The sequence below is a fragment of the Amycolatopsis alkalitolerans genome (genome assembly GCF_006152065.1).
Lineage (GTDB): Bacteria > Actinomycetota > Actinomycetes > Mycobacteriales > Pseudonocardiaceae > Amycolatopsis_E > Amycolatopsis_E alkalitolerans.
In genome coordinates this window covers 287,874-307,214 of record NZ_VDFW01000004.1, presented here as the reverse complement: position 1 = coordinate 307,214, position 19,341 = coordinate 287,874, and the positions used below count along the sequence as shown (strand labels likewise).

Genomic DNA, 19,341 nt, shown 5'->3' with positions numbered 1-19,341 from the left:
AGCGATCCTGCCCAGTTACTGGCCAGGTTGGGCAGATTGACCAGGAAAATCGAGCACTCTTGCCAGTCTCGCCCCGGTCTGAGCAGTCTTTCTGCATGGACTTGCCCGAGCTTCACCGCCTGATGCTGGTGGCGCGCCGGATCGACGAAGAGGCGATCGCCATGCAGCGGCAAGGCGAGCTTCCCGGCTACGCGCCGATGAAGGGCCAGGAGGCCGCGCAAGTCGGCAGCGCCGCCGCACTGGACCTGACCCGTGATTTCGCCTTCCCCAACTACCGCGACCTTGGCGCCGCCGTCGCGATGGGCGTCGACCTCGTCGGCTACCTCTCGACGCATCTTGGCACCTGGCACGGCGGGATGTACGACCCGCAGGCCAGCAGGCTCGCGCCGGTGAACGCCGTCGTCGGCGGGGCCGTGCCGCACGCGGTCGGCTGGGCGATGGGCGCGCGGCTGGACGGGACCGGCGGCGTCGCGATCACCTACTTCGGCGACGGCGCGAGTTCGCAGGGCGACGTGCACGAGGCGCTGAACTTCGCGGCCGTCTACCGCCTGCCGGTGATCTTCTTCTGCCAGAACAACGGCTGGGCGATCTCGGTGCCCGCCGAACGGCAGGTCGCCGGCGGGTCGGTCGCCGCGCGGGCCGCCGGGTACGGGATCGAGGGCGTCCGGGTCGACGGCAATGACGTGCTCGCGGTGTTCGAAGCGACCAGTGAAGCCCTGTGTCGCGGCCGCGACGGCGGCGGGCCGACGGTGATCGAGGCGATGACCTACCGGATGGGCCCACACTCCACTTCGGACGATCCCGGCCGCTACCGCACCCTCGAGGAGGAGCGCGAATGGGCCGAGCGGGATCCGGTCGCGCGCGCGGCGGCGAACCTGCCCGCCGAGGTCGTCGCCGAGGCCGAGGCGCATGCCGCGCAGGTCGTCCGCCAGGTCCGCGAGGGGCTGATCGCGACCGGCGAGCGCCCTGCCGGCGAACTGTTCTCGTTCGTCTACCGCGAGCCGACGAAGGCTCTGCTCGATCAGCAACGGGGGTCCCATGTCTGAGTTCTCCTTGCAGCAGGCCCTGAATCTCGCGCTCCAGCATGCCTGCGAGGACGACGACCGGGTGCTGATCTTCGGCGAGGACGTCGGCGGGCTCGGCGGCGTGTTCCGGGTGACCGACGGGCTGCAGGCCAAGTTCGGCGATCGGCGCGTGTTCGACACGCCGCTCGCCGAATCCGGGATCATGGGCATGGCGGTCGGGCTCGCGATGGCGGGCTGGCGTCCGGTGCCGGAAGTCCAGTTCGACGGGTTCAGCTATCCCGCGATCGACCAGATCGTGAACCAGGTCGCGCGCCTGCACTACCGCAGCCGCGGCTCGTTCGCGATGCCGATCACGCTGCGCGTGCCCAGCTTCGGCGGCATTCGCGCTCCGGAGCACCACAGTGAAAGCCTCGAAGCGCTGTTCGCGCACGTGCCGGGGCTCAAGGTCGTGTCGCCGTCCACCCCGGGCGAGGGCTACCACCTGCTGCGCCAGTCGATCGCCGATCCGGACCCGGTGATCTTCCTGGAGCCGAAGTCCCGGTACTGGCACCGGGAATCCTTCGATCCGGGCGCACCCGTCGAGCCGTTGCCGGTGGGCACGAGCCGGATCGCCCGCCCGGGCAAGCACGCGACACTGATCGCGTGGGGCGCGATGGTCACGCGCTGCCTGCAGGTCGCCGAACTGGCCGCCGAGGACGGGGTCGAACTGGAGGTCGTGGACCTGCGCTGGCTCAAACCGATCGACGCCGACGGGCTGGCCGCTTCCGTTTCCCGCACCCGTCGCGCGGTGGTCGTGCACGAAGCGCCGCTGACCGCCGGGCTGGGCGCCGAAGTGTCCACTTTGGTCACCGACCGCTGTTTCGGCGAACTGCGAGCACCGGTGCAACGGGTGACCGGGTTCGACGTGCCCTACCCGTCGGGCGCGCTCGAGGACGAGTACCTGCCGAGCATCGACCGCGTCCTGACCGCCGTGCAGGCCACTTTGGAGTACCGCCGTGGCTGAAGTGACCTTTCCCCTGCCCGATCTCGGCGAAGGCCTGATCAACGCCACCGTGCTGGAGTGGCTCGTCGCCGAAGGCGACTGGGTCGAGCGCAACACTCCGCTGGTCGAGGTCGAGACCACGAAGTCCGCGGTAGAGCTTCCCTCTCCGCAGTCGGGCCGCGTCGCGCTGCTGCACGTGCGCGACGGCGAGGAACTGTCGGTCGGAGAGCCGCTCGTCACGTTCACCGTCGAGGACGACCAGGCCGGGATCGTCGGCACGGTGCCGCAGGAGAAGAAGCCGAGCCGCCGCGTGCGCCTGTCGCTCCCGGAGGACTGATGTTCGCGACCGCGCCGGATGGCACGAAGATCTGGTACGACCAGGCACCTGGGGCCCGGCCCGTGTTGCTGGTACACGGGTTCGCCTCCGACAGCCGTCGCAATTGGACGGACACCGGCTGGCTGCGCGCGCTCGCCGAGCAGGGTTACCTGACCGCGGACCTGCGCGGGCACGGGCAGAGCGACAAGCCGCCTTCCGGATACACACCCGCAACCCTCGCCCGTGATCTGGTCGCCGTGCTCGACGCGGCTGGTCTGTCCACTGTGGATGTGGTCGCATACTCCATGGGCGGCATCGTCGCGTGGGAGCTGGCGCGGGTGGCGCCGGAGCGTGTCCGCAAGATGGTCCTCGGCGGCATCGGGCCGCGCCCGGCCACCCGCGAAGACATGCTGCGCGTGCAACAGATGCTGGGCGGGGAGGATCTGACCGCGTGCATCGACGGGATGGCGGGCAGCCGGATCGACGGCACGGCAGGGATTCCCGTGCTGTTCGCCGCCGGGGACGACGACGAGTTCGCGGCCGGCGCGCCGGAGCCGTTCGTGTCACTGGGCAGGCGCAACCACTTCAACGCGATCACGAGCCGGGCCTTCAAACAGGCCGCACTGGAGTTCTTCAGGAGCGACGATGACTGACAATCGCGTAGCCGGTCATTGTCGTGACCGGGTGCGGGTGTCCCGCAAGAACGCTTGGAGCTGACGATGTATCCGCGTATCCGTGCCGCGCTCGACGACGTGCCGGCCTACGTACCGGGGAAATCCGGCATCGGCCTGGTCAAGCTGTCCAGCAACGAAAACCCGTTCCCGCCGCTGCCGGGCGTGCTCGAACGCGCGACCGTCGCCGCGGCGAACCTGCACCGCTACCCCGACCTCGCCGCGACCGAACTGACCTGCGAACTGGCCGATTTCCTTTCCGTACCAACGGAGTTCATCGCGGTCGGCACCGGAAGCGTCGGGGTGCTCCAGCAGATCGTGCAGTCGGTCGCGTCGGTGGGCGACGAGGTCGTGTACCCGTGGCGGTCCTTCGAGGCGTACCCGATCACGACGCGGATCGCCGGAGCGTCGGTGGTCGAGGTGCCGCTCGACGCGGACTCCCAGCTCGACCTCGCGGCACTCGCCGGTGCGGTGACCGACCGGACCACGCTCGTCCTGGTCTGCTCGCCGAACAACCCGACCGGGCCCACCGTCCGCCGGGACGAGTTCGCCGAACTGCTCGCGCGGGTGCCCGAAGACGTGCTCGTCGTCCTCGATGAGGCCTACGTCGAGTTCGTCCGCGACCCCGATGCCGTCGACGGGCTGGATTTCCTCGCGGCGCACCCGAATCTGTGCCTGCTGCGGACCTTCTCCAAGGCCTACGGGCTGGCCGGGCTGCGGATCGGGTTCGCGGTCGCGCACCCACCGGTCGCCGCGGCGATCCGCAAATGCGCGGTGCCGTTCGGGGTTTCGACGATCGCGCAACTCGCCGCGATCGAGTCCTTACGCAGTCAGGACGCGATGCGCGAACGCGTGGACGCGGTCGTCGTGGAGCGGGCGCGCGTCCGGAACGCGCTGCTCGCGCAGGGTTGGGCCGTGCCGGAGACCGAAGCGAACTTCGTATGGCTCCCGACCGGCGCCCGCACCACGGAGTTCGCGGCGGCCTGCCGCCGGTCCGGGCTCCTGGTGCGGCCGTTCGAGGACGACGGTTGCCGGGTGAGCATCGGCGGGCCCGCGGAAAACGACCTGTTCCTGCGGACCGCACTCGCCCAGGCTTGACCGGTCGGTCATGCTGGCTGGATGGACACGAGTGAGTTGCGGAACCTGCAGGCCCCGCTGAAGGAGCGGTATCGCGAGGCCCCGGAAAGCGCCGTCGTCACGATGACGGCCGAGGCCGAACTGTCCGGTATGGCCGTTTCGTGCAAGGTGCAGACAGGGCAGGCGCTGGTGGAAGCGGGTCTGCACCCGGCGGCCGGCGGCGACGGCACGCTGGCCTGCTCGGGAGACATGCTGCTCGACGCGCTGGTGGCCTGTGCGGGCGTGACGATGCGCGCCGTCGCGACGTCGCTCGGTATCGACGTCCGTGGCGGCACGATCCGCGCCGAAGGGGACCTGGACTTCCGCGGCACGCTGGGCGTCGACAAGGTCGCCCCGGTCGGCTTCCGCGCCATCCGGCTGGCCTTCGACCTGGACACCGACGCGGACGCGGAACAGCTCGCGACGCTGGAGAAGCTGACCGAGCGGTACTGCGTCGTGCTGCAGACCTTGCGGAACGCGACCGAGGTCACCGCCGCGCTCGGGTGACCGCGGAGGCGGCCCTCCCCTTGCGAAGGCCGCCGCGAAAACTCATCGGTCAGCGTGCGCCTTTCGGGGCTCGCACCGGGAGCACGGCGGCCAGCCCGGCGACGAGGACGACGACGATTCCGGCCATGCCCGCCCGCTGCGTGCCGAACAGGGCGATGAAACCGCTGAACATGAGCGGTCCGAGGAACGACACCGCGCGCCCGGTGGTCGCGTACAGACCGAACGCCTCGCCTTCGCGTTCGGGCGCGACGACGCGCGCGAGGAAGGTCCGGCTCGCGGATTGCGCGGGCCCGACGAAGGTGGCCAACGCGAGCCCGCACACCCAGAACGTCGCCTTCCCCGGAAGCACCACAAGCGCCGCGCCGAGCACGATCAACCCGGCCAGCGAGACGACGATGACGGCCTTGGGTCCGGCCCGGTCGTCGAGCCGGCCACCGGCCAGGGCGCCGAGCCCGGCCGTGAGGTTGGCGGCGATCGCGAAGATCACCACCTCGCTGGAGCTGAACCCGAACGTCCCCGCGGCCACGACCCCGCCGAAGGTGAAGATCGCGGCCAGCCCGTCGCGGTAGAGGGCGCTCGCGACGAGGAACCACAGCGTCTGCCGCTCGTTGCGCCACATGTCGGCCAGCCTCTTGCCGAGCGCGACGTAGCTGGCGAAGAAGTTGCGGCGCAACGGTTCGCCGGATGCGGGCGCCTCGGGCACGAACAGGAACAGCGGCAGCGCGAACAGGGCGAACCACACCGCGGAGAACAGCGCCACGACGCGGATGTTCAGCCCGTCCTGCGACGTCACGCCGAACAGCCCGACGTCGGGCTGGACGAACGCGAACAGCACGATCGTCAGCGCGATGAGCCCGCCGAAGTAGCCCATGGACCAACCGAAACCGGAGATCCGGCCGACGTTCCGGCCGCTCGAGACCTGCACGAGCATCGCGTTGTAGTTGACCGTCGCGAACTCGGCGAACACGCTGCCGACCGTGATCAGCACGATGCCCAGCAGGAGGTAGGACGGGCTGTCACGGACGAAGAACAGCCCGGCCATGCTCAGCACGACGACCGCGGTATGCGCGCCGAGCAGGAGTTTGCGCCGTCCGCCCGCGTCGCTGCGCTGGCCGGTGACGGGGGCGAGCAGGGCGATGCAGACGCCCGCGATCGTGAGTCCCACGCCGAGCTGGGCCGAGCCGGTGTCCGGGTCGGGGGCGACGGCCTTTGTCAGGTACACGGTGAAAACGAACGTGAGCACGATGGCGTTGAACGCCGACGAGCCCCAGTCCCAGAACGCCCAGCTGAGCACCCGGCGCCGGCCCGGCGCCCGTTCCGCTGTAGTCACGGCGAAATAAGACCTCATGACCTCGGCGGGGCGCGAGCCGGGGTCTCCCCCTTGACTCCGCGAGGGCGCGGTCTGCACACTGTGATTCACTGAATGGCACGGTGATTTCAGATCACCCTCGAGTGCGAGGAGACGGTGATGGCTGTCGGTTTCCGGTCCTTTCTCCGGGTCACGCCCGGCCAGCGGCTGCTCGACACCGCCATCGAACACCTCAGCACCTGGCTGGCCTGCAAGGAGATTCACCTCGACGCGATGCGGCCGGGGCAGTACGTACTGGATCACGACGATCTGGTAACGGTGCTGAACCGCCCGGCCGGCGGCGGGCGGCTGTACCAGTGGCGGCGCCAGCATCCCGACGCGCAACCGCGCGACGTGTGGCGCACGGCGATCAGCGTGCTGGAGCATCCGGACGAGCCGGGCTGGATCTGGACGGAGATCGAAACCCGTGACGATCGCGCCGTGTTCGGTCAGGCGCCGTACAACCGGTGCATGTCGGTGCCGAGCGTATTGCGGGGACTGCTGGCCGAACTGGAGGCGACCGACGGGCGGACGGAGATCACGCCGAGTCCGCAATGGGTCACGCTCGGGCATCTGCCGGACCTGATGGACTATCTGGCCGACGAAACGCGTCGCGGGCCGGTGTACATGATCAGCCAGGGGGAACAGCCGCGCGAGGACTTCGAACGATGGGCACGCGAGATCACCTGGCACCTCGTCGGGCTGGGAAGCGCTTTCATGCTCGACCCGGCCGTCGAGGCCGGCTTCAACGAGATGGTCGGCCCGGCGCACGCGGTGCCCTCGGGGACGATGCGCACCTACCTGCCCGACGTGAACCTCGACAACCCCGAAGACCCGCCGCGGCACCGGATCCTGGGCCGCCCGCGGATTCTCATGACTGACGCGCGGCGCCTGGCGCGCATGCTCGGCCGGGCCGAACGCGACCGCGCCGCGCGTCTCTCCATCCCGGACGATGCCCTCGAACTGGTCCGAGCCAACGAACCGCCGATGCTGCCGGTGTCCTGGCACGATCAGCAGCGCCTGCTGGTCGAGTTGCGGGCCGAGAACGAGCGCCTGCGGCAGGCCCTGGGGGTGGCGCCGCGCCTGCATGTGGCGAGGCACCAGGAGCTGACGGCTTCGTGAAGTCCTGACCTGCTCCGCCAACTTCTCGTCGAGCACCGGGACCACGTTCCCAGCCGTGCTTCCAGCGCTTCGCGGTGACGGTGTCCGTGTCCGTCATTGCAGGCGTTCATCCAGACGCATGACCGGCCTCATCGGCGCTTGGGCAGGCTCACGCGGCTCAGGTCCGCGGCGACGACGACCTCACCGCCGAAGATCTCCTTCGCTTCTTCGTAGAACTTCGTCGGATCGTCGTAGCGCTGCGAAAAATGGGTCAGCACGAGCTTCCCCACCTTGCTCTCCGCGGCGACCCGCGCCGCCTGGCGCGCTGTCAGGTGGCCGTACTCCTCGGCCAGCCCCGCGTCCTCCTCCAGGAACGTCGACTCGATCGCAAGCAGGTCCGCGCGATCCGCGAGCTCGTACACCGCATCGCACAGCCGCGTGTCCATCACGAAGGCGAACCGCTGGCCGCGCCGGACGACACTGACCTGGTCGATGGTCACCGTCCGGCTCCCGAACCGCAGCGAACCCGCCCGCTGCAGTTCGCCGATCTCCGGCCCGGTGATGCCGAACCGCGCCAGCAGTTCCGGCAGCATACGGCGCCCGCCCGGCTCGGCCAGCTGGTAACCGAAGGATTCCACCGGATGATCCAGTCGCCGCGCCCGCAGTTCGCCGAACTCGCCCTCGGCGATCACACCGTCGCGCGCCACCGGCTCCTCCACCAGTTCGGCCGTCTCGTGAAAGACGCTCGCATGGCGCAACCGGTCGAAGAACTCCTGTCCTGAAGCGGGAAAGTGCGCGTGCACCGGATGCCGCACGTTGTCCAGCGACAGCCGTTGCACCACGCCCGGCAGCCCCAGGCAGTGATCACCGTGGAAATGCGTCACGCAGATCCTCGTGACGGCCGAGGCCGATACCCCGGCGAGCAGCATCTGCCGTTGCGTGCCCTCGCCGGGATCGAACAGGAAACCCTCGCCGTCCCAGCGGAGGAGATAACCGTTGTGGTTACGGGTACGGCCGGGCACCTGGCTCGCGGTGCCCAGCACGACCAGCTCTCGGACCGACACCCGACCGACACTATCCGTTCCGCGGCATCGGCGCCGCCGGATCGGGCCGGGTGACCCGAAGATCAGGACACGTGTCCCGGGAAAAAAATCGGGGGCACGTGTCGATCCGCGCCGCGCTCGTTCGACGCGCAGGTGAAAGCACCCGAGAAGAAGGAGCGAGACGATGCGGTTCATGGTCCTGGTGAAGGCGAACGCGGACAGCGAAGCCGGCGTGATGCCGAGCGCGGAGCTTCTCGAAGCGATGGGCAAGTACAACGAAGAGCTGGTCAAGGCGGGCGTGATGCTCGCCGGCGACGGCCTGCACCCCAGTTCGAAGGGCGCCCGCGTGCGCTTCGAGGGCGACCAGCGGACCGTCATCGACGGCCCGTTCGCCGAGACGAAGGAACTCCTCGCGGGCTACTGGATCATCGACGTCAAGTCCAGGGACGAGGCGATCGAATGGGTCAAGCGCATCCCGAACGACCCGACTGGCCGCGGCGAGGCGTCCGAGATCGAGATCCGGCAGGTCTTCGAAACCGAGGACTTCGCCGACGTGGCCACGCCCGAGATCCTCGAGCAGGAGAAACGGCTGCGCGACCAGCTCGGAGGCAACTGACTTGCCCGATTCGTCCGGAGGTGGTGTGCTCGGGGGCCGTGACGGCCTCCGAGACCCACCGGACGATCGACGCGATCTGGCGTATCGAGTCGGCGAAGATCATCGGCGCGCTGACCCGCCTGGTGCGTGACGTCGGCCTGGCCGAGGAGCTGGCGCAGGAGGCGGTCGTCGCCGCGCTCGAACAGTGGCCGTCCTCCGGCGTGCCGAAGAACCCCGGCGCCTGGCTGATGACCATCGCGAGACGGCGCGCCATCGACCGCATCCGCCGCGACAAGACGTTGGAGCGCAAGGAAGAGGAGTTCGGCCGCGCGCTGCCGGTGGAGGAACCGGGCCCGGAGCCCGACGAGGTCGGCGACGACGTGCTGCGCCTGATGTTCACGGCCTGCCATCCAGTGCTGTCCACCGAAGCCCGCGTCGCGCTCACCCTGCGCCTGCTCGGCGGCCTGGCGACGGACGAGATCGCCCGCGCGTACCTGGTGGCCGAATCGACGGTGGCGCAACGCATCGTGCGCGCCAAACGCACGCTCGCCAAGGAGAAGGTGCCCTTCGAGGTGCCCAGCGGGGACGAACTCGCGCCGCGCCTGTCCTCGGTGCTCGAAGTCGTCTATCTGATCTTCAACGAGGGCTACTCGGCCACCGCCGGCGACGACTGGATGCGGCCGGCGCTGTGCGAGGACGCGTTGCGCCTCGGGCGGATCGTCGCCGCGCTCGCGCCGAAGGAGCCCGAAATGCACGGGCTCGTCGCGCTGATGGAGATCCAGGCCTCCCGTGCGCGAGCCCGCATCGGTCCGGACGGCGAGCCCATCCTGTTGCTGGAGCAGAACCGCGCGCTGTGGGACCGGCTGTTGATCGGCCGCGGGTTGCGCGCCCTCGCGCGGGCGGAGGAACTCGGCGGTCTGCGGGGCCCGTACACCGTGCAGGCCGCGATCGCCGCCTGTCATGCCCGCGCGGCCACCGCCGGGGACACCGACTGGATCCGGATCGCCGCGCTGTACGAGGTTTTGGCGCGGCTGATGCCGTCTCCCGTCGTCGAGTTGAACCGGGCCGTCGCGGTGTCGATGGCGTTCGGCCCCGGCGCCGGGCTGGCGCTCGTCGACAAGCTGGCCGGAGAACCGTCGATGCAGCAGTACCACCTGCTGCCGAGCGTCCGCGGCGACCTGCTGGTGAAACTCGACCGGCCGACCGAGGCGCGCGCCGAGTTCGAACGGGCCGCCGAACTCACCCGCAACACCCGCGAACGCGAACTGCTGCTCAACCGCGCGAAGGACTGCAGCTAAGACTCGACGGGCTTGTCCAGCAACGTCGTCGTTCCGGGCTCGACGGCCTTCTTCGGGCGGCGCTCGCGGAACAGCCAGCCGCCCACGACTCCGGCGATGAAGCCGAACAGGTGCGCCTGCCAGCCGATGCCTTCACCCGCGGGGATCAGCAGCGAGAACTGGTAGGCGAAGCACAGCGCCATGACCAGCCCGATCACCAGGTCGATCGGCCGCCGGTCGAACAGCCCGCGGACGATGATGTAGCCGAAATAGCCGAACACGACACCGCTCGCCCCGGCGCCGACCGTGCCGGCGCTGGCCGTGAACCATCCGCCGAGCCCGCTGCTGAGCACGATCAGCGCGGTCACGCCGAGGAACTTCTTCACGCCCCGATACGCCGCGAGGAAGCCGAAAATGAACAGCGGCCCGGAATTGCTCTCGATATGCGACCAGCTGAAATGCAGGAACGGGGCGGTGAAGATCTCCGGCAGGGAACCCGGTTCACGCGCGCGGATACCGAGTTCGAAGCTGAGTTCGTAACCGAGCGCGGCGTTGACGATCTGCACGATCCACAGCACGATCAGGACGCCGACCATGACCCACAGCGCTTTGCGGGCCTCCGCGATAAGCGCTTCGGCCTCCTCGCCACGCGGCATGCTCATCCGGCCTCCCGTGTCCGCTTTCGCCCAGCGTAACGGACATTTCCTGCTTCCGTCGGGTCCGGCCGGAGGCGATCGGCGCTGATGGCTTCCGCACTGACCGTGGCTTCGATCGTGACCGCCGCCCCCGCGGCGGAGCCGATCTCTGCGATCCGCTGCCTACCCCTTGATCCCGAGCCCGCCGACGAAACAACACGCCTCGGGCCGCTCGCGCAACAACACCTGATGCCCCGCGGCCTGCCATTCGGGCAGCCAGGTGAGCCCCGGCTCGGCGAGCGCGAAATCCCCGAAGTAGGCACGGATCGTGTCGCGGTCGCGTGGGCTCGCGGCGATCCCCGACGCCCGGTACAACTCCACGCCGGCCTCGAACTGCCGCAGCTCGGCCTCGGGCACGGCATCCAGCGTCGCGTGCGAGATGACCAGGTGCGAGCCCGGCGGCAGCAGCTCGCGGTACTGGGCGACCACCTCCGATACCTCGTCCTGCGGGTCGAGAAAATGCAGCACCGACACCATCAACAGCCCGATCGGCCGGGACGGGTCGAGGACGCCGGTCGCCAGTGCCGCCTTCCACACCGCGTCGACATCCCGCAGATCCGCCTGCAGCACCGCGTGACGGTCCGGGTCTCCGTCGCGCTCCAGCAGGATCCTCGCGTGCGCGACCGCGACCGGTTCGCGGTCCACATAGACACATCGGCTGTCCGGGTCGATCTCGTCGGCCACCTCGTGCACGTTGCCCACCGTCGGGACGCCCGAGCCGAGGTCCAGGAACTGCGTGATCCCGTTGCCCACGGCGTACCGCACCGCTCGCCCGAGGAACTCGCGGTTCACCTGGGCGCCGGTGCGGATGATCGGCACCAGCTCGGAAAGCTTGTCCCCCAGGACCCGGTCGATCGCCCAGTTCGCGGTGCCGCCCAGGAAATAGTCGTAGACCCGGGCCGAGTTCGGATGCCCCAGGTCGATCGCGTCCGCGGGGTCGGGTCGATCATTCACTCGGCCGACTCCTTTGTTTGTCAATCTCCAACCGACGCGGCAGGTTAGCAGGAACGGTACCAACACTTGACTGTTACCGGCGGTTACACTTACTTTCGGTGGCATGAGGACGGTGGAATCCGGCGGGGTCCGGCTCGCGGTGTTCGAGGAGGGCCCGGCCGATGCGCCGACAGTGCTGCTCGTGCACGGTTATCCCGATACGCACACGGTGTGGGACGACGTGGCGGCCGCGCTGGCGACACGCTTCCACGTGGTGCGGTACGACGTGCGCGGCGCCGGCCAGTCCGACGCTCCACGTGGCACGGCCGCGTACCGGTTGCCGCTGCTCAAAGACGACCTGTTCGCCGTCGCCGACGCGGTGAGCCCGGACCGGCCGGTGCACGTCGTCGCGCACGACTGGGGGTCGATCCAGGCCTGGGAGGCGGTCACCGAACCGGGCGCGCACGAGCGGATCGCCTCGTACACCTCGATTTCCGGGCCCTGCCTCGACCATGTCGCGTACTGGATGCGCCGGCGGCCGACGCCACGCCATCTCCGGCAGGTCCTGAAGCAGCAACTGCACTCGTGGTACATCCTCGCGTTCCACGTGCCGGTCCTGCCCGAACTGCTGTGGCGAACCGTCATCGCCAAACGCTGGCCACGGCTGCTCCACCGGATCGAACACGTGCCGCCGCGCCCCGGGCATCCGGCGCCGACCATGGCGGCCGACGCCGCTCGCGGGGTTTCCTTGTACCGCGCCAACGTCCGCGCCCGGATGGGCAGGCCGCGCGAGCGCCACACGCAGGTTCCGGTGCAGGTGATCAGCCCCCGTCACGACCACTACGTCACCCCAGCGCTCACCAAGGGCCTCGACCGGTGGGCGCCGAACCTGTGGCGGCGGAACCTCTACGCCGGGCACTGGTCGGCGCTGCTACGCGACGGCGCGCAGGTCGCGCGCATGGTGACCGAACTCGTCGACGGCGGTCCCGGGCCGAGGCACGCGCCACTCGTGGTCGTCACCGGCGCGGGCAGCGGGATCGGCAGGGCGGCGGCGCAAGCGTTTGCCGCCACCGGGGCCGAGGTCGTCGTCTGCGACATCGACGAAGAGGCAGCGCGCGCGACCGGCGGGCACGCGTACCAGGTGGATGTGTCCGACGAGGCGGCGATGCGCAAGTTCGCCGACGAGGTCGTCACGCGGCACGGCGTGCCCGACATCGTGGTCAACAACGCCGGGGTGGGCCACGCGGGCAGTTTCCTCGCCACCACGACCGAAGAGTGGCAACGGGTGCTGGACGTGAACCTGTGGGGCGTGATCCACGGCTGCCAGGTGTTCGGACGGCTGATGGCCGAACGCGGCGAAGGCGGGCACATCGTCAACGTCGCGTCCGCGGCCGCGTACCTGCCGGTGAAATCCCTTGCGGCGTATTCGACGAGCAAGGCGGCGGTGCTCATGCTGTCGGACTGCCTGCGCGCGGAGGTCGGTGCCCGCGGGATCGGCGTCTCGACGATCTGCCCTGGCCTTGTCGCCACGAACATCACCCGGACCACGACGTTTTCCGGCGCCGACGCGGCGGAGCAGGAACGCAGGCGGGCGAGCGCGACGAAGGCTTACCGGCGGCGGAACTTCGGGCCGGAGAAGGTCGCGGCGCAGATCCTGCGCGCGGTGGCCGGGGACAGGGCGACCGTCCCGGTCACCCCCGAGGCGAAGGCCGGTCTCGCACTGGCCCGGTTGACTCCCGCCCTGCTGCGGAACGCGGCGCGCCACACCTGAGGCGAGGCGTTCACGGGACCGCTTCTCGCCGCACCGGCGCCGCGACTGTCGCTTGTAGACGTTGCGCGCGCCATAGCAGGACCGTCCACGCCGCCGCGAGCACCGAAGCCCCGGTCAGCCACCAGAAGGCGGTACGGAAAGCGCTTTCAGCCCCGGCGGGCAGGCGTCCCGACAGCACGACCGCGAGCAGCGCGCCACCCACCGCGCCACCGACCCGCTGCAGGATGTTGACCTGGGTGGTGGCATCCGGCAACTCCGAGCGGCGGACGGCCGCGAACGCCGTGGTCCCGGCCGGTACGGCGGACAGCGCCAGCGCGACCCCACGCAGGAACAGCAGCACCTGCACCAGCACCGTGCCCGCGTCCAGCAGCGCGAACGGCAGCGTGGTCACGACGGTGAAGATGGTGCCGCCCAACGCGACGACGCCGCCGCCGAACCGGTCGGTCAGCCAGCCCGCGAACGGCAGTGCGACCATCGTGCCCACCCCGAGCGAAACCAGCGACAGCCCGGTGGTGACCACGTCCGCACCCCGCAGCAACTGGAAATACAGCGGGAACAGCAACATCGCGCCGAACATCGAGGCACCGATGAACAGCGAAGACGTGGCGGCGGCCGCGTACAAGGGGTTCCGGAACAGCCGCAGGTCCAGCAGCGGATTCCGCTGCCGGCGGGCGCGGATGCCGAAACCCGCCAGCCCGGCGACGCCCAGAGCGAGCGGAATAGCCACCGTCGGCGTGGCGAGCGTGGCCTGCTCGCCGAAAGCCGTGACGGCGTAGACGAACAGCGGAAGGCCGGCGCCGATCAGGGCGAACCCCGTCCAGTCCAGCCTCGGCACGGTCGCGACCTCACCTCGCGGCACGTACTTGAGCCCGAGCACGAGCCCGATCGCACCGATCGGCAGGTTGATGGCGAACAGCCATGGCCACGGCAGCGAATGCAGCAGCAACCCGCCGACCGTCGGCCCGATCGCCGGCCCACTGCTCACCGCGATGCCGAGGATGCTCATCACGCGCCCCAGCCGTTGCGGCCCGACCGCCTGGCCGAGGATCGTCTGCCCGGCGGGCACGAGCAGGCCGGCCGCGAGCCCCTGCACGACGCGCGCCGCGACGAGCCAGCCGAGATCACCCGCGAGCGCGCACAGGCCAGATGCGACGGTGAACGCGGCGAAGGCGGCGAGCCACAACCTGCCGACACCGAACTTCCGGCCGAGCCAGCCGCACACCGGCAACGAGACCGCGAGTGCGATCAGGTACGCGCTCGACACCCACTGCACCTGGTCGAGGGAGGCCCCGAGGTCGGTCCGGATCGCATCGAGCCCGACGTTGACGAGAGAGGTGTCGAGCATGCTGGCGACGGCGCCGAACACGATCACGAGCGCGAGCCGCCACGTCGGCCAGGGAATCCGGTCAGGCATGCGCCCAGCCTGAGACCTCGACCATGCTGGAGGTCAAGCGCCGCTGAGCACGGCGCTTACGATGAGCGGATGGAGCACATTCACGCGGGCAAGGTTCGCGACCTGTACCGCGACGGCGAAGACATCCTGCTCGTGGCGTCGGACCGGATCTCGGTCTACGACGTGGTGCTGCCCACCCCCATCCCCGGCAAGGGCGCGCTGCTGACCCAGCTGTCGAACTGGTGGTTCGAGCGTTTCCGCGACGTCGTGCCCAATCACGTGGTGTCCACCACGGACGTGCCCGCCGAGTTCGCCGGCCGCGCCGTGCGGTGCCGCCCGCTGAAGATGGTCGCCGTCGAATGCATCGCGCGCGGCTACCTCGCCGGACTCGGCCTGCGCGAATACCAGAAGTACGGCACGGTTTCCGGGGTGGCGCTGCCGCCGGGGCTCGAGGAGGGCAGCAAGCTCCCCGAGCCGATCTTCACACCGACCACGAAGGCGACCGAGGGGCACGACGAGTTCATCACGTTCGAGGACGTGGTGAAGCAGGAAGGCCGCGAGACCGCCGAGCGGCTGCGCGAGCTGACCCTGGACGTCTACCGCAGGGGCGCCGAGCACGCGGCCGCGCAGGGCATCATCGTCGCGGACACCAAGCTCGAGTTCGGCTGGGACACCGCGGGCGTGCTCACCCTGGGCGACGAGGTGCTCACCTCGGACTCCTCACGCTTCTGGCCTGCGGACCAGTGGGAGCCGGGGCGGCCGCAGTACGCGTTCGACAAGCAGTTCGTCCGGGAATGGGCATCGTCCACCGACTGGGACAAGACCGACCCCGGCCCGGAGATCCCGGCGGGCGTCGTCGAAGCGACGCGCCGCCGGTACACCGAGGCCTACGAGCGGATCACCGGCCACACCTGGGACGCCTGAGTCCACAGTAGATCGACTACTTGTAGGTGCCGACAACGGCTCCGTTGGAGAACCAGAAGGTGATCCAGCCGTGCACGAAGTCGTTCCGCCGCCCGCCGGCGATGCCGTACTCATCGGAGGTCGGGTAGCCGAGCGCACTGCGTTCCCAGCCGAGTGAGGCCCACTTCTGCCTGATCAGCCCGTAGATCGCCGAAGCCGGCGTCGACGGGGACCAGTAGATCGAACCCGCCTTGCTGAAGTGGTTGTACCTGCCCACACCGTCCGGGGTCCCCGACTCGTCCGTCGTCGGGTAACCGAGCGGTCCCTGCTCCCACCCGGTCGCGGCCCACTTCGCCCGGATCGCACCGTGGATCGACCAGGCACCGGTGGTCGGCGTCCAGTAGATCGAGGCGGACTTGGTGAAGTGGTTGTACCTGCCCACACCGTCCGGGGTCCCCGACTCGTCCGTCGTCGGATAGCCCATCGGCCCGGTTTCCCAGCCCAGAGCCGCCCACTTCGCCCGGATGGCGCCCTGGATCGACCAGGCGCCGTTGCCCGGGTACCAGTAGATCGAAGCGCCGTCGGCCCGTGAGAAGTGGTTGTACTTGCCCACACCGTCCGGAGTGGTCAGCTCATCCGTGATCGGGTAGCCCTGCGGACCACGCTCCCAGCCCATCGCCGCCCACTTCGCCCGGATCGCACCCTGGATGAAATGCGCCCCGGTGTTCGGCGTCCAGTAGATCGACGCACCGTCCGACCGCGAGAAGTGGTTGTACCGGCCGACCCCGTCCGGCGTCCCCGTCTCGTCGGTCGTGGGGTAGCCGAGGCTGCTGCCCGGCCCGCCGATCGACTTGTACTTCGCAAGGATGTCGCCCATCACCACGTGCGGACCGGTGGCCGCGGACCAGTAGATGCTGCCGCCACGGAAGTCCTGCGCCTTACCGCCGCCGGGCGTGTCGTACTCGGCCGAAACCGGATCGCTCAGTACCGAACCGCGCGCACCGCCCAGCTTGTCGTAGTAGTCGGTGATCGGATCGGTGTTTCCCTGCAGGGTCACCGTCTTCGCACCCTGGCCGTCATCGCCGGTGATCTCGTACACCGCCGTCGCCGGGTAGGCGTCCGCCGGCTGGAAGGTCACCTTCTGCTGCAGCGAGTCACCCGGCGGGATCACCTGACCCTCCGCAAGCTGGTCGGTGCTGAAGAAGACGCCCTGGGGAGCCTTCGCCTTGGTGATCGTCAGCGGTACGGTCCCGGTGTTCTCCACCGTGAACGACAGCGTCACCGACTGTCCAACCGCGACAGTGTGGTAGTCGACCAGCGACGGGTCGAGGGTCAGCTGCGGTTGCCCGGTCAGCGCGGTACCGGTCACCGGGACCGTCACCGAACCCTGGTCACCGGACACGACCAGCTGCGAGCTCTCCGGCAGGCCGGTGTCCGTGCCCGTGGTGGGCTCATAGGTCACCGGGATCGTCACCGACGCGCCGGCCGCCAGCACGGTCCCCGCCGCCGGCAGGCTGCTCGCCGAGAACGATCCGGTCGGCGGGGTCACCCCGGTGATCGTCTCCGAGGTCGTGCCGGTGTTGAGGATGTTGACGCTCAGTTCCTTCGCCGCGCCCGTGCGCACCGGCCCGAAGTCCAGCGACGCGGGTGTCGCGCCGAGACCCGGTTGCGTGCCCTGGCCGTGCAGGTCCATCGCGGCGTCACCGACGCTGGTGTGGAACGTCAGACTGCCGGTCGAGGCACCCCAAGTCGTTGGCGTGTAGGAGATCGGCACGTTCAGGGTCTGCCCCTTGGTCAGGGTCACCGGCGTGGTCACCGACGTCGCGAACGGCGCGTCCGCGGCCACGCCGTTCACCGTGAGGTTCTGGTTCGCGGTGACGGTGACGGTCGCGCTCTCCGTGGTCCCCACCGCGGCGGAGCCGAAGTCGTACGGTTTGGTCGTGAGCGGCGCGGTGGTCGGCCGGCCGAAGCCGAGGACCTTGCCGTCGCGCGTGCCGACGTACACGCGGCCGTTGTCCGTGGCGGGCACGGAGAACTTGACCGCGGTTCCGATGGGCGCCGAGTAGCGCATCTTCAGCACCCCGTTGACCGGCACCGGGTCGTAGGCGCGCAACTGCGCGTTCGCCCCGTTCGGACCGGTGCTGTAGACGACCCACACGAGAGCGGAACCCGAGGTCGTGCCGGTGGAGGTGATCACCGGCGAACCCGAGGTGTAGCCGAAGTTGTCACTCGTCGTGCCGACCGAGGTCAGCGACGGCCCGGACGCGGAGTACTTCAACGCGCGCAACGGCCCGTTGTTGCCGACGACGTAGACGTAACCGCCGTCGCCGCCCCAGAGCCCGGGCCGCCCCCACACGCCCTGGAACGGGCCGGTCATCCCGACGACCGCGTCGCCGCCGTTCGCGCCCTGCCCGGCGCCGCCGAGGTTGTCGGCGTCGAGCAGGTAGATCCGGCCGTCCTTGCCGACTTCGACGACCAGCCGCGGATGCGCGCTCGTGCCGAAGTTCGACGGCAACGCCATCGGTCCGCCGGAGCCGAGGTCGGCGTCGTCCTGGTTCAGTCTCGTGTTGTCGTGCGGGCTGAAGAAACTTTGCGGGGTAAGGGATCCGTCGCCGTTGACCGCCAGCCGTACGACCGACTCACCGAGCGTCTGCGGCGGATCGTTGCCCGGGCCGGGCGCGGGCGCGACGCCGTTGCCGGTCGCGAAGATGATCCGGCCGGACCCGTCGGAGACCAGGCCGGCGCCGGACTGCCAGATCCCGCCCTCGTCGGAGGCCGCGGCCTCGGTGGCCCACATGGTGGTCTGGACCCCGGTCGACGCGGTGACGCCGATGACGTAACCGACGTACGGCGTGTAGTCGCAGTGACTCGCGAAACCGGCGTAGACGACGCCGTCGAGCAGCAGCAACCCGGGGCGCTGCATCGCCGTCATCGGGTTGAACGGGACGTTGGGGTTGTTGGTCGGCGAACCCTTGATGGTCGTCGGGAAGCCCGCGCGCTCGGCGCCGGTTTTCGCGTCCAGCGCGTGGAGATACCAGTGCGGGTGCTGCGGATCGGGCCCATCGTTGACCTTCGACGTGAGGTACACCGTGCCGGTCGACGGGTCGTAGACAGGCGTGGCCGTGACGCCGACCGTCGGCACCAGGTCACCGCAACTGACCGTCGACACCGGCCACGCGGGGCCGAAGTCGACGCGCCAGCGCTGCACGCCGGTCGCCGCATCGAGGCCGTAAACCTTGTTGTTCTCCGTCGCCGTGACCACGACGCCGTTCGCCACGATCGGCTGCGCGTAGACCTGCCCGTCGACGCTCGCCCAGAACAGCTGACCGAAGTCGGTGGCGCTCACCTGAGACGGGATCAGGCCGGGCTCGTTGTCGTCCCAGCCGGTGCGCAGTGTGTTGTGAGCCGCAGTGGTCTCGTCGGCGAAGGCGCCGGGTGTGAGCCCCCAGGCAACGAGAGCGGAAATGACGGAAAGTAGCAGTAGTCGAGCAGCACGACTAGAACGGGTGAACAACGAACTCCCTCCGTTGCGCCATTGGGACGCAACGGTCGCGTCACCACGCGACAGACAATTCGAAATTTCACCCTATCGTGTTACACACCAGGATCACGAATTGGTGACCAATCCGGCCAAAAGTCTGCCGGCCTCGAGCTGCGCGTAACCG

Annotated in this window: 17 protein-coding genes; 11 read left to right on the top strand and 6 right to left on the bottom strand. The window is 69.5% G+C overall.

The window, feature by feature from the left end; translation table 11 throughout:
• Positions 1–95: 95 nt before the first annotated feature.
• The 6 genes from FG385_RS07420 (at position 96) to FG385_RS07395 (ending at position 4,617) form a co-directional block, all read left to right on the top strand.
• Positions 96–1,046 (top strand): thiamine pyrophosphate-dependent enzyme, encoded by a 951-nt coding sequence (locus tag FG385_RS07420; protein WP_235022429.1) that lies wholly within the window; start codon positions 96–98, stop codon positions 1,044–1,046.
• Positions 1,039–2,028 (top strand): alpha-ketoacid dehydrogenase subunit beta, encoded by a 990-nt coding sequence (locus FG385_RS07415; RefSeq protein WP_139095857.1) that lies wholly within the window; start codon positions 1,039–1,041, stop codon positions 2,026–2,028. The genes FG385_RS07420 and FG385_RS07415 overlap by 8 nt, the downstream gene beginning before the upstream one ends.
• The gene (locus tag FG385_RS07410) at positions 2,021–2,344 is read left to right on the top strand and encodes a biotin/lipoyl-containing protein (RefSeq protein ID WP_139095856.1); all 324 of its coding nucleotides are present in this window, start codon (positions 2,021–2,023) and stop codon (positions 2,342–2,344) included. The genes FG385_RS07415 and FG385_RS07410 overlap by 8 nt, the downstream gene beginning before the upstream one ends.
• Positions 2,344–2,976 (top strand): alpha/beta fold hydrolase, encoded by a 633-nt coding sequence (locus FG385_RS07405; protein ID WP_139095855.1) that lies wholly within the window; start codon positions 2,344–2,346, stop codon positions 2,974–2,976. The genes FG385_RS07410 and FG385_RS07405 overlap by 1 nt, the downstream gene beginning before the upstream one ends.
• Before the next feature lie 66 nt (positions 2,977–3,042).
• Entirely contained in the window at positions 3,043–4,092 is a 1,050-nt protein-coding gene (gene hisC, locus FG385_RS07400) for a histidinol-phosphate transaminase (protein ID WP_139095854.1), read from the top strand.
• Positions 4,093–4,113: 21 nt separating this feature from the next.
• The gene (locus FG385_RS07395) at positions 4,114–4,617 is read left to right on the top strand and encodes an OsmC family protein (protein ID WP_139095853.1); all 504 of its coding nucleotides are present in this window, start codon (positions 4,114–4,116) and stop codon (positions 4,615–4,617) included.
• 49 nt (positions 4,618–4,666) lie between these two features.
• Here FG385_RS07395 and FG385_RS07390 read toward each other — a convergent pair whose 3' ends face one another.
• Complete coding sequence (locus FG385_RS07390) at positions 4,667–5,947, bottom strand: MFS transporter (RefSeq protein WP_235022428.1); 1,281 nt, start codon at positions 5,945–5,947, stop codon at positions 4,667–4,669.
• Positions 5,948–6,085: 138 nt separating this feature from the next.
• On the opposite strand from FG385_RS07390, the gene FG385_RS07385 reads away from it, so the two are divergent.
• Positions 6,086–7,087 carry a hypothetical protein gene (locus tag FG385_RS07385; RefSeq protein ID WP_139095851.1) on the top strand — a complete coding sequence of 334 codons (1,002 nt, stop codon included), beginning with the start codon at positions 6,086–6,088 and terminating at the stop codon, positions 7,085–7,087.
• A gap of 128 nt (positions 7,088–7,215) precedes the next feature.
• Here FG385_RS07385 and FG385_RS07380 read toward each other — a convergent pair whose 3' ends face one another.
• Positions 7,216–8,130 carry a ribonuclease Z gene (locus tag FG385_RS07380; RefSeq protein WP_139095850.1) on the bottom strand — a complete coding sequence of 305 codons (915 nt, stop codon included), beginning with the start codon at positions 8,128–8,130 and terminating at the stop codon, positions 7,216–7,218.
• 163 nt (positions 8,131–8,293) lie between these two features.
• Here FG385_RS07380 and FG385_RS07375 point away from each other — a divergent pair, with 163 nt between their 5' ends.
• A complete protein-coding gene (locus FG385_RS07375; protein ID WP_139095849.1) occupies positions 8,294–8,725 on the top strand; it encodes a YciI family protein in 432 nt (143 codons plus the stop codon).
• A 38-nt stretch (positions 8,726–8,763) separates the two neighbouring features.
• Positions 8,764–10,002: an RNA polymerase sigma factor gene (locus tag FG385_RS07370; protein WP_139095848.1), complete on the top strand. Its 1,239-nt coding sequence runs from the start codon at positions 8,764–8,766 to the stop codon at positions 10,000–10,002.
• Here FG385_RS07370 and FG385_RS07365 read toward each other — a convergent pair.
• On the bottom strand, positions 9,999–10,643 hold the full coding sequence (locus FG385_RS07365; protein WP_139095847.1) for a rhomboid family intramembrane serine protease: 645 nt from the start codon (positions 10,641–10,643) through the stop codon (positions 9,999–10,001). The two genes, FG385_RS07370 and FG385_RS07365, sit on opposite strands and share 4 nt — an antisense overlap.
• Positions 10,644–10,799: 156 nt before the next feature.
• Positions 10,800–11,630: an SAM-dependent methyltransferase gene (locus FG385_RS07360; protein WP_235022427.1), complete on the bottom strand. Its 831-nt coding sequence runs from the start codon at positions 11,628–11,630 to the stop codon at positions 10,800–10,802.
• A 103-nt stretch (positions 11,631–11,733) separates the two neighbouring features.
• Here FG385_RS07360 and FG385_RS07355 point away from each other — a divergent pair, with 103 nt between their 5' ends.
• Complete coding sequence (locus FG385_RS07355; RefSeq protein WP_139095845.1) at positions 11,734–13,380, top strand: SDR family oxidoreductase; 1,647 nt, start codon at positions 11,734–11,736, stop codon at positions 13,378–13,380.
• Positions 13,381–13,390: 10 nt separating this feature from the next.
• Here FG385_RS07355 and FG385_RS07350 read toward each other — a convergent pair whose 3' ends face one another.
• Positions 13,391–14,794, bottom strand: coding sequence for a DHA2 family efflux MFS transporter permease subunit (locus tag FG385_RS07350; RefSeq protein ID WP_139095844.1), 1,404 nt, complete (start codon positions 14,792–14,794; stop codon positions 13,391–13,393).
• Between the two features lie 69 nt (positions 14,795–14,863).
• Between FG385_RS07350 and FG385_RS07345 the strand changes: the two genes are divergently transcribed.
• Positions 14,864–15,697, top strand: a complete 834-nt coding sequence (locus tag FG385_RS07345; protein ID WP_139095843.1) for a phosphoribosylaminoimidazolesuccinocarboxamide synthase — start codon at positions 14,864–14,866, stop codon at positions 15,695–15,697.
• Positions 15,698–15,713: 16 nt separating this feature from the next.
• Here FG385_RS07345 and FG385_RS07340 read toward each other — a convergent pair whose 3' ends face one another.
• The gene (locus FG385_RS07340; protein WP_139095842.1) at positions 15,714–19,022 is read right to left on the bottom strand and encodes a choice-of-anchor D domain-containing protein; all 3,309 of its coding nucleotides are present in this window, start codon (positions 19,020–19,022) and stop codon (positions 15,714–15,716) included.
• Between the last annotated feature and the right edge of the window lie 319 nt (positions 19,023–19,341).

What these genes read in the sequence shown, in the direction of transcription:
- FG385_RS07420 (WP_235022429.1), top strand. Translation starts at nt 96, where the DNA reads ATGGACTTGCCCGAGCTTCACCGCCTGATGCTGGTGGCGCGCCGGATC.
- FG385_RS07415 (WP_139095857.1), top strand. Translation starts at nt 1,039, where the DNA reads ATGTCTGAGTTCTCCTTGCAGCAGGCCCTGAATCTCGCGCTCCAGCAT.
- FG385_RS07405 (WP_139095855.1), top strand. Translation starts at nt 2,344, where the DNA reads ATGTTCGCGACCGCGCCGGATGGCACGAAGATCTGGTACGACCAGGCA.
- hisC (WP_139095854.1), top strand. Translation starts at nt 3,043, where the DNA reads ATGTATCCGCGTATCCGTGCCGCGCTCGACGACGTGCCGGCCTACGTA.
- FG385_RS07395 (WP_139095853.1), top strand. Translation starts at nt 4,114, where the DNA reads ATGGACACGAGTGAGTTGCGGAACCTGCAGGCCCCGCTGAAGGAGCGG.
- FG385_RS07385 (WP_139095851.1), top strand. Translation starts at nt 6,086, where the DNA reads ATGGCTGTCGGTTTCCGGTCCTTTCTCCGGGTCACGCCCGGCCAGCGG.
- FG385_RS07375 (WP_139095849.1), top strand. Translation starts at nt 8,294, where the DNA reads ATGCGGTTCATGGTCCTGGTGAAGGCGAACGCGGACAGCGAAGCCGGC.
- FG385_RS07365 (WP_139095847.1), bottom strand. Translation starts at nt 10,643, where the DNA reads ATGAGCATGCCGCGTGGCGAGGAGGCCGAAGCGCTTATCGCGGAGGCC.
- FG385_RS07355 (WP_139095845.1), top strand. Translation starts at nt 11,734, where the DNA reads ATGAGGACGGTGGAATCCGGCGGGGTCCGGCTCGCGGTGTTCGAGGAG.
- FG385_RS07350 (WP_139095844.1), bottom strand. Translation starts at nt 14,794, where the DNA reads ATGCCTGACCGGATTCCCTGGCCGACGTGGCGGCTCGCGCTCGTGATC.
- FG385_RS07345 (WP_139095843.1), top strand. Translation starts at nt 14,864, where the DNA reads ATGGAGCACATTCACGCGGGCAAGGTTCGCGACCTGTACCGCGACGGC.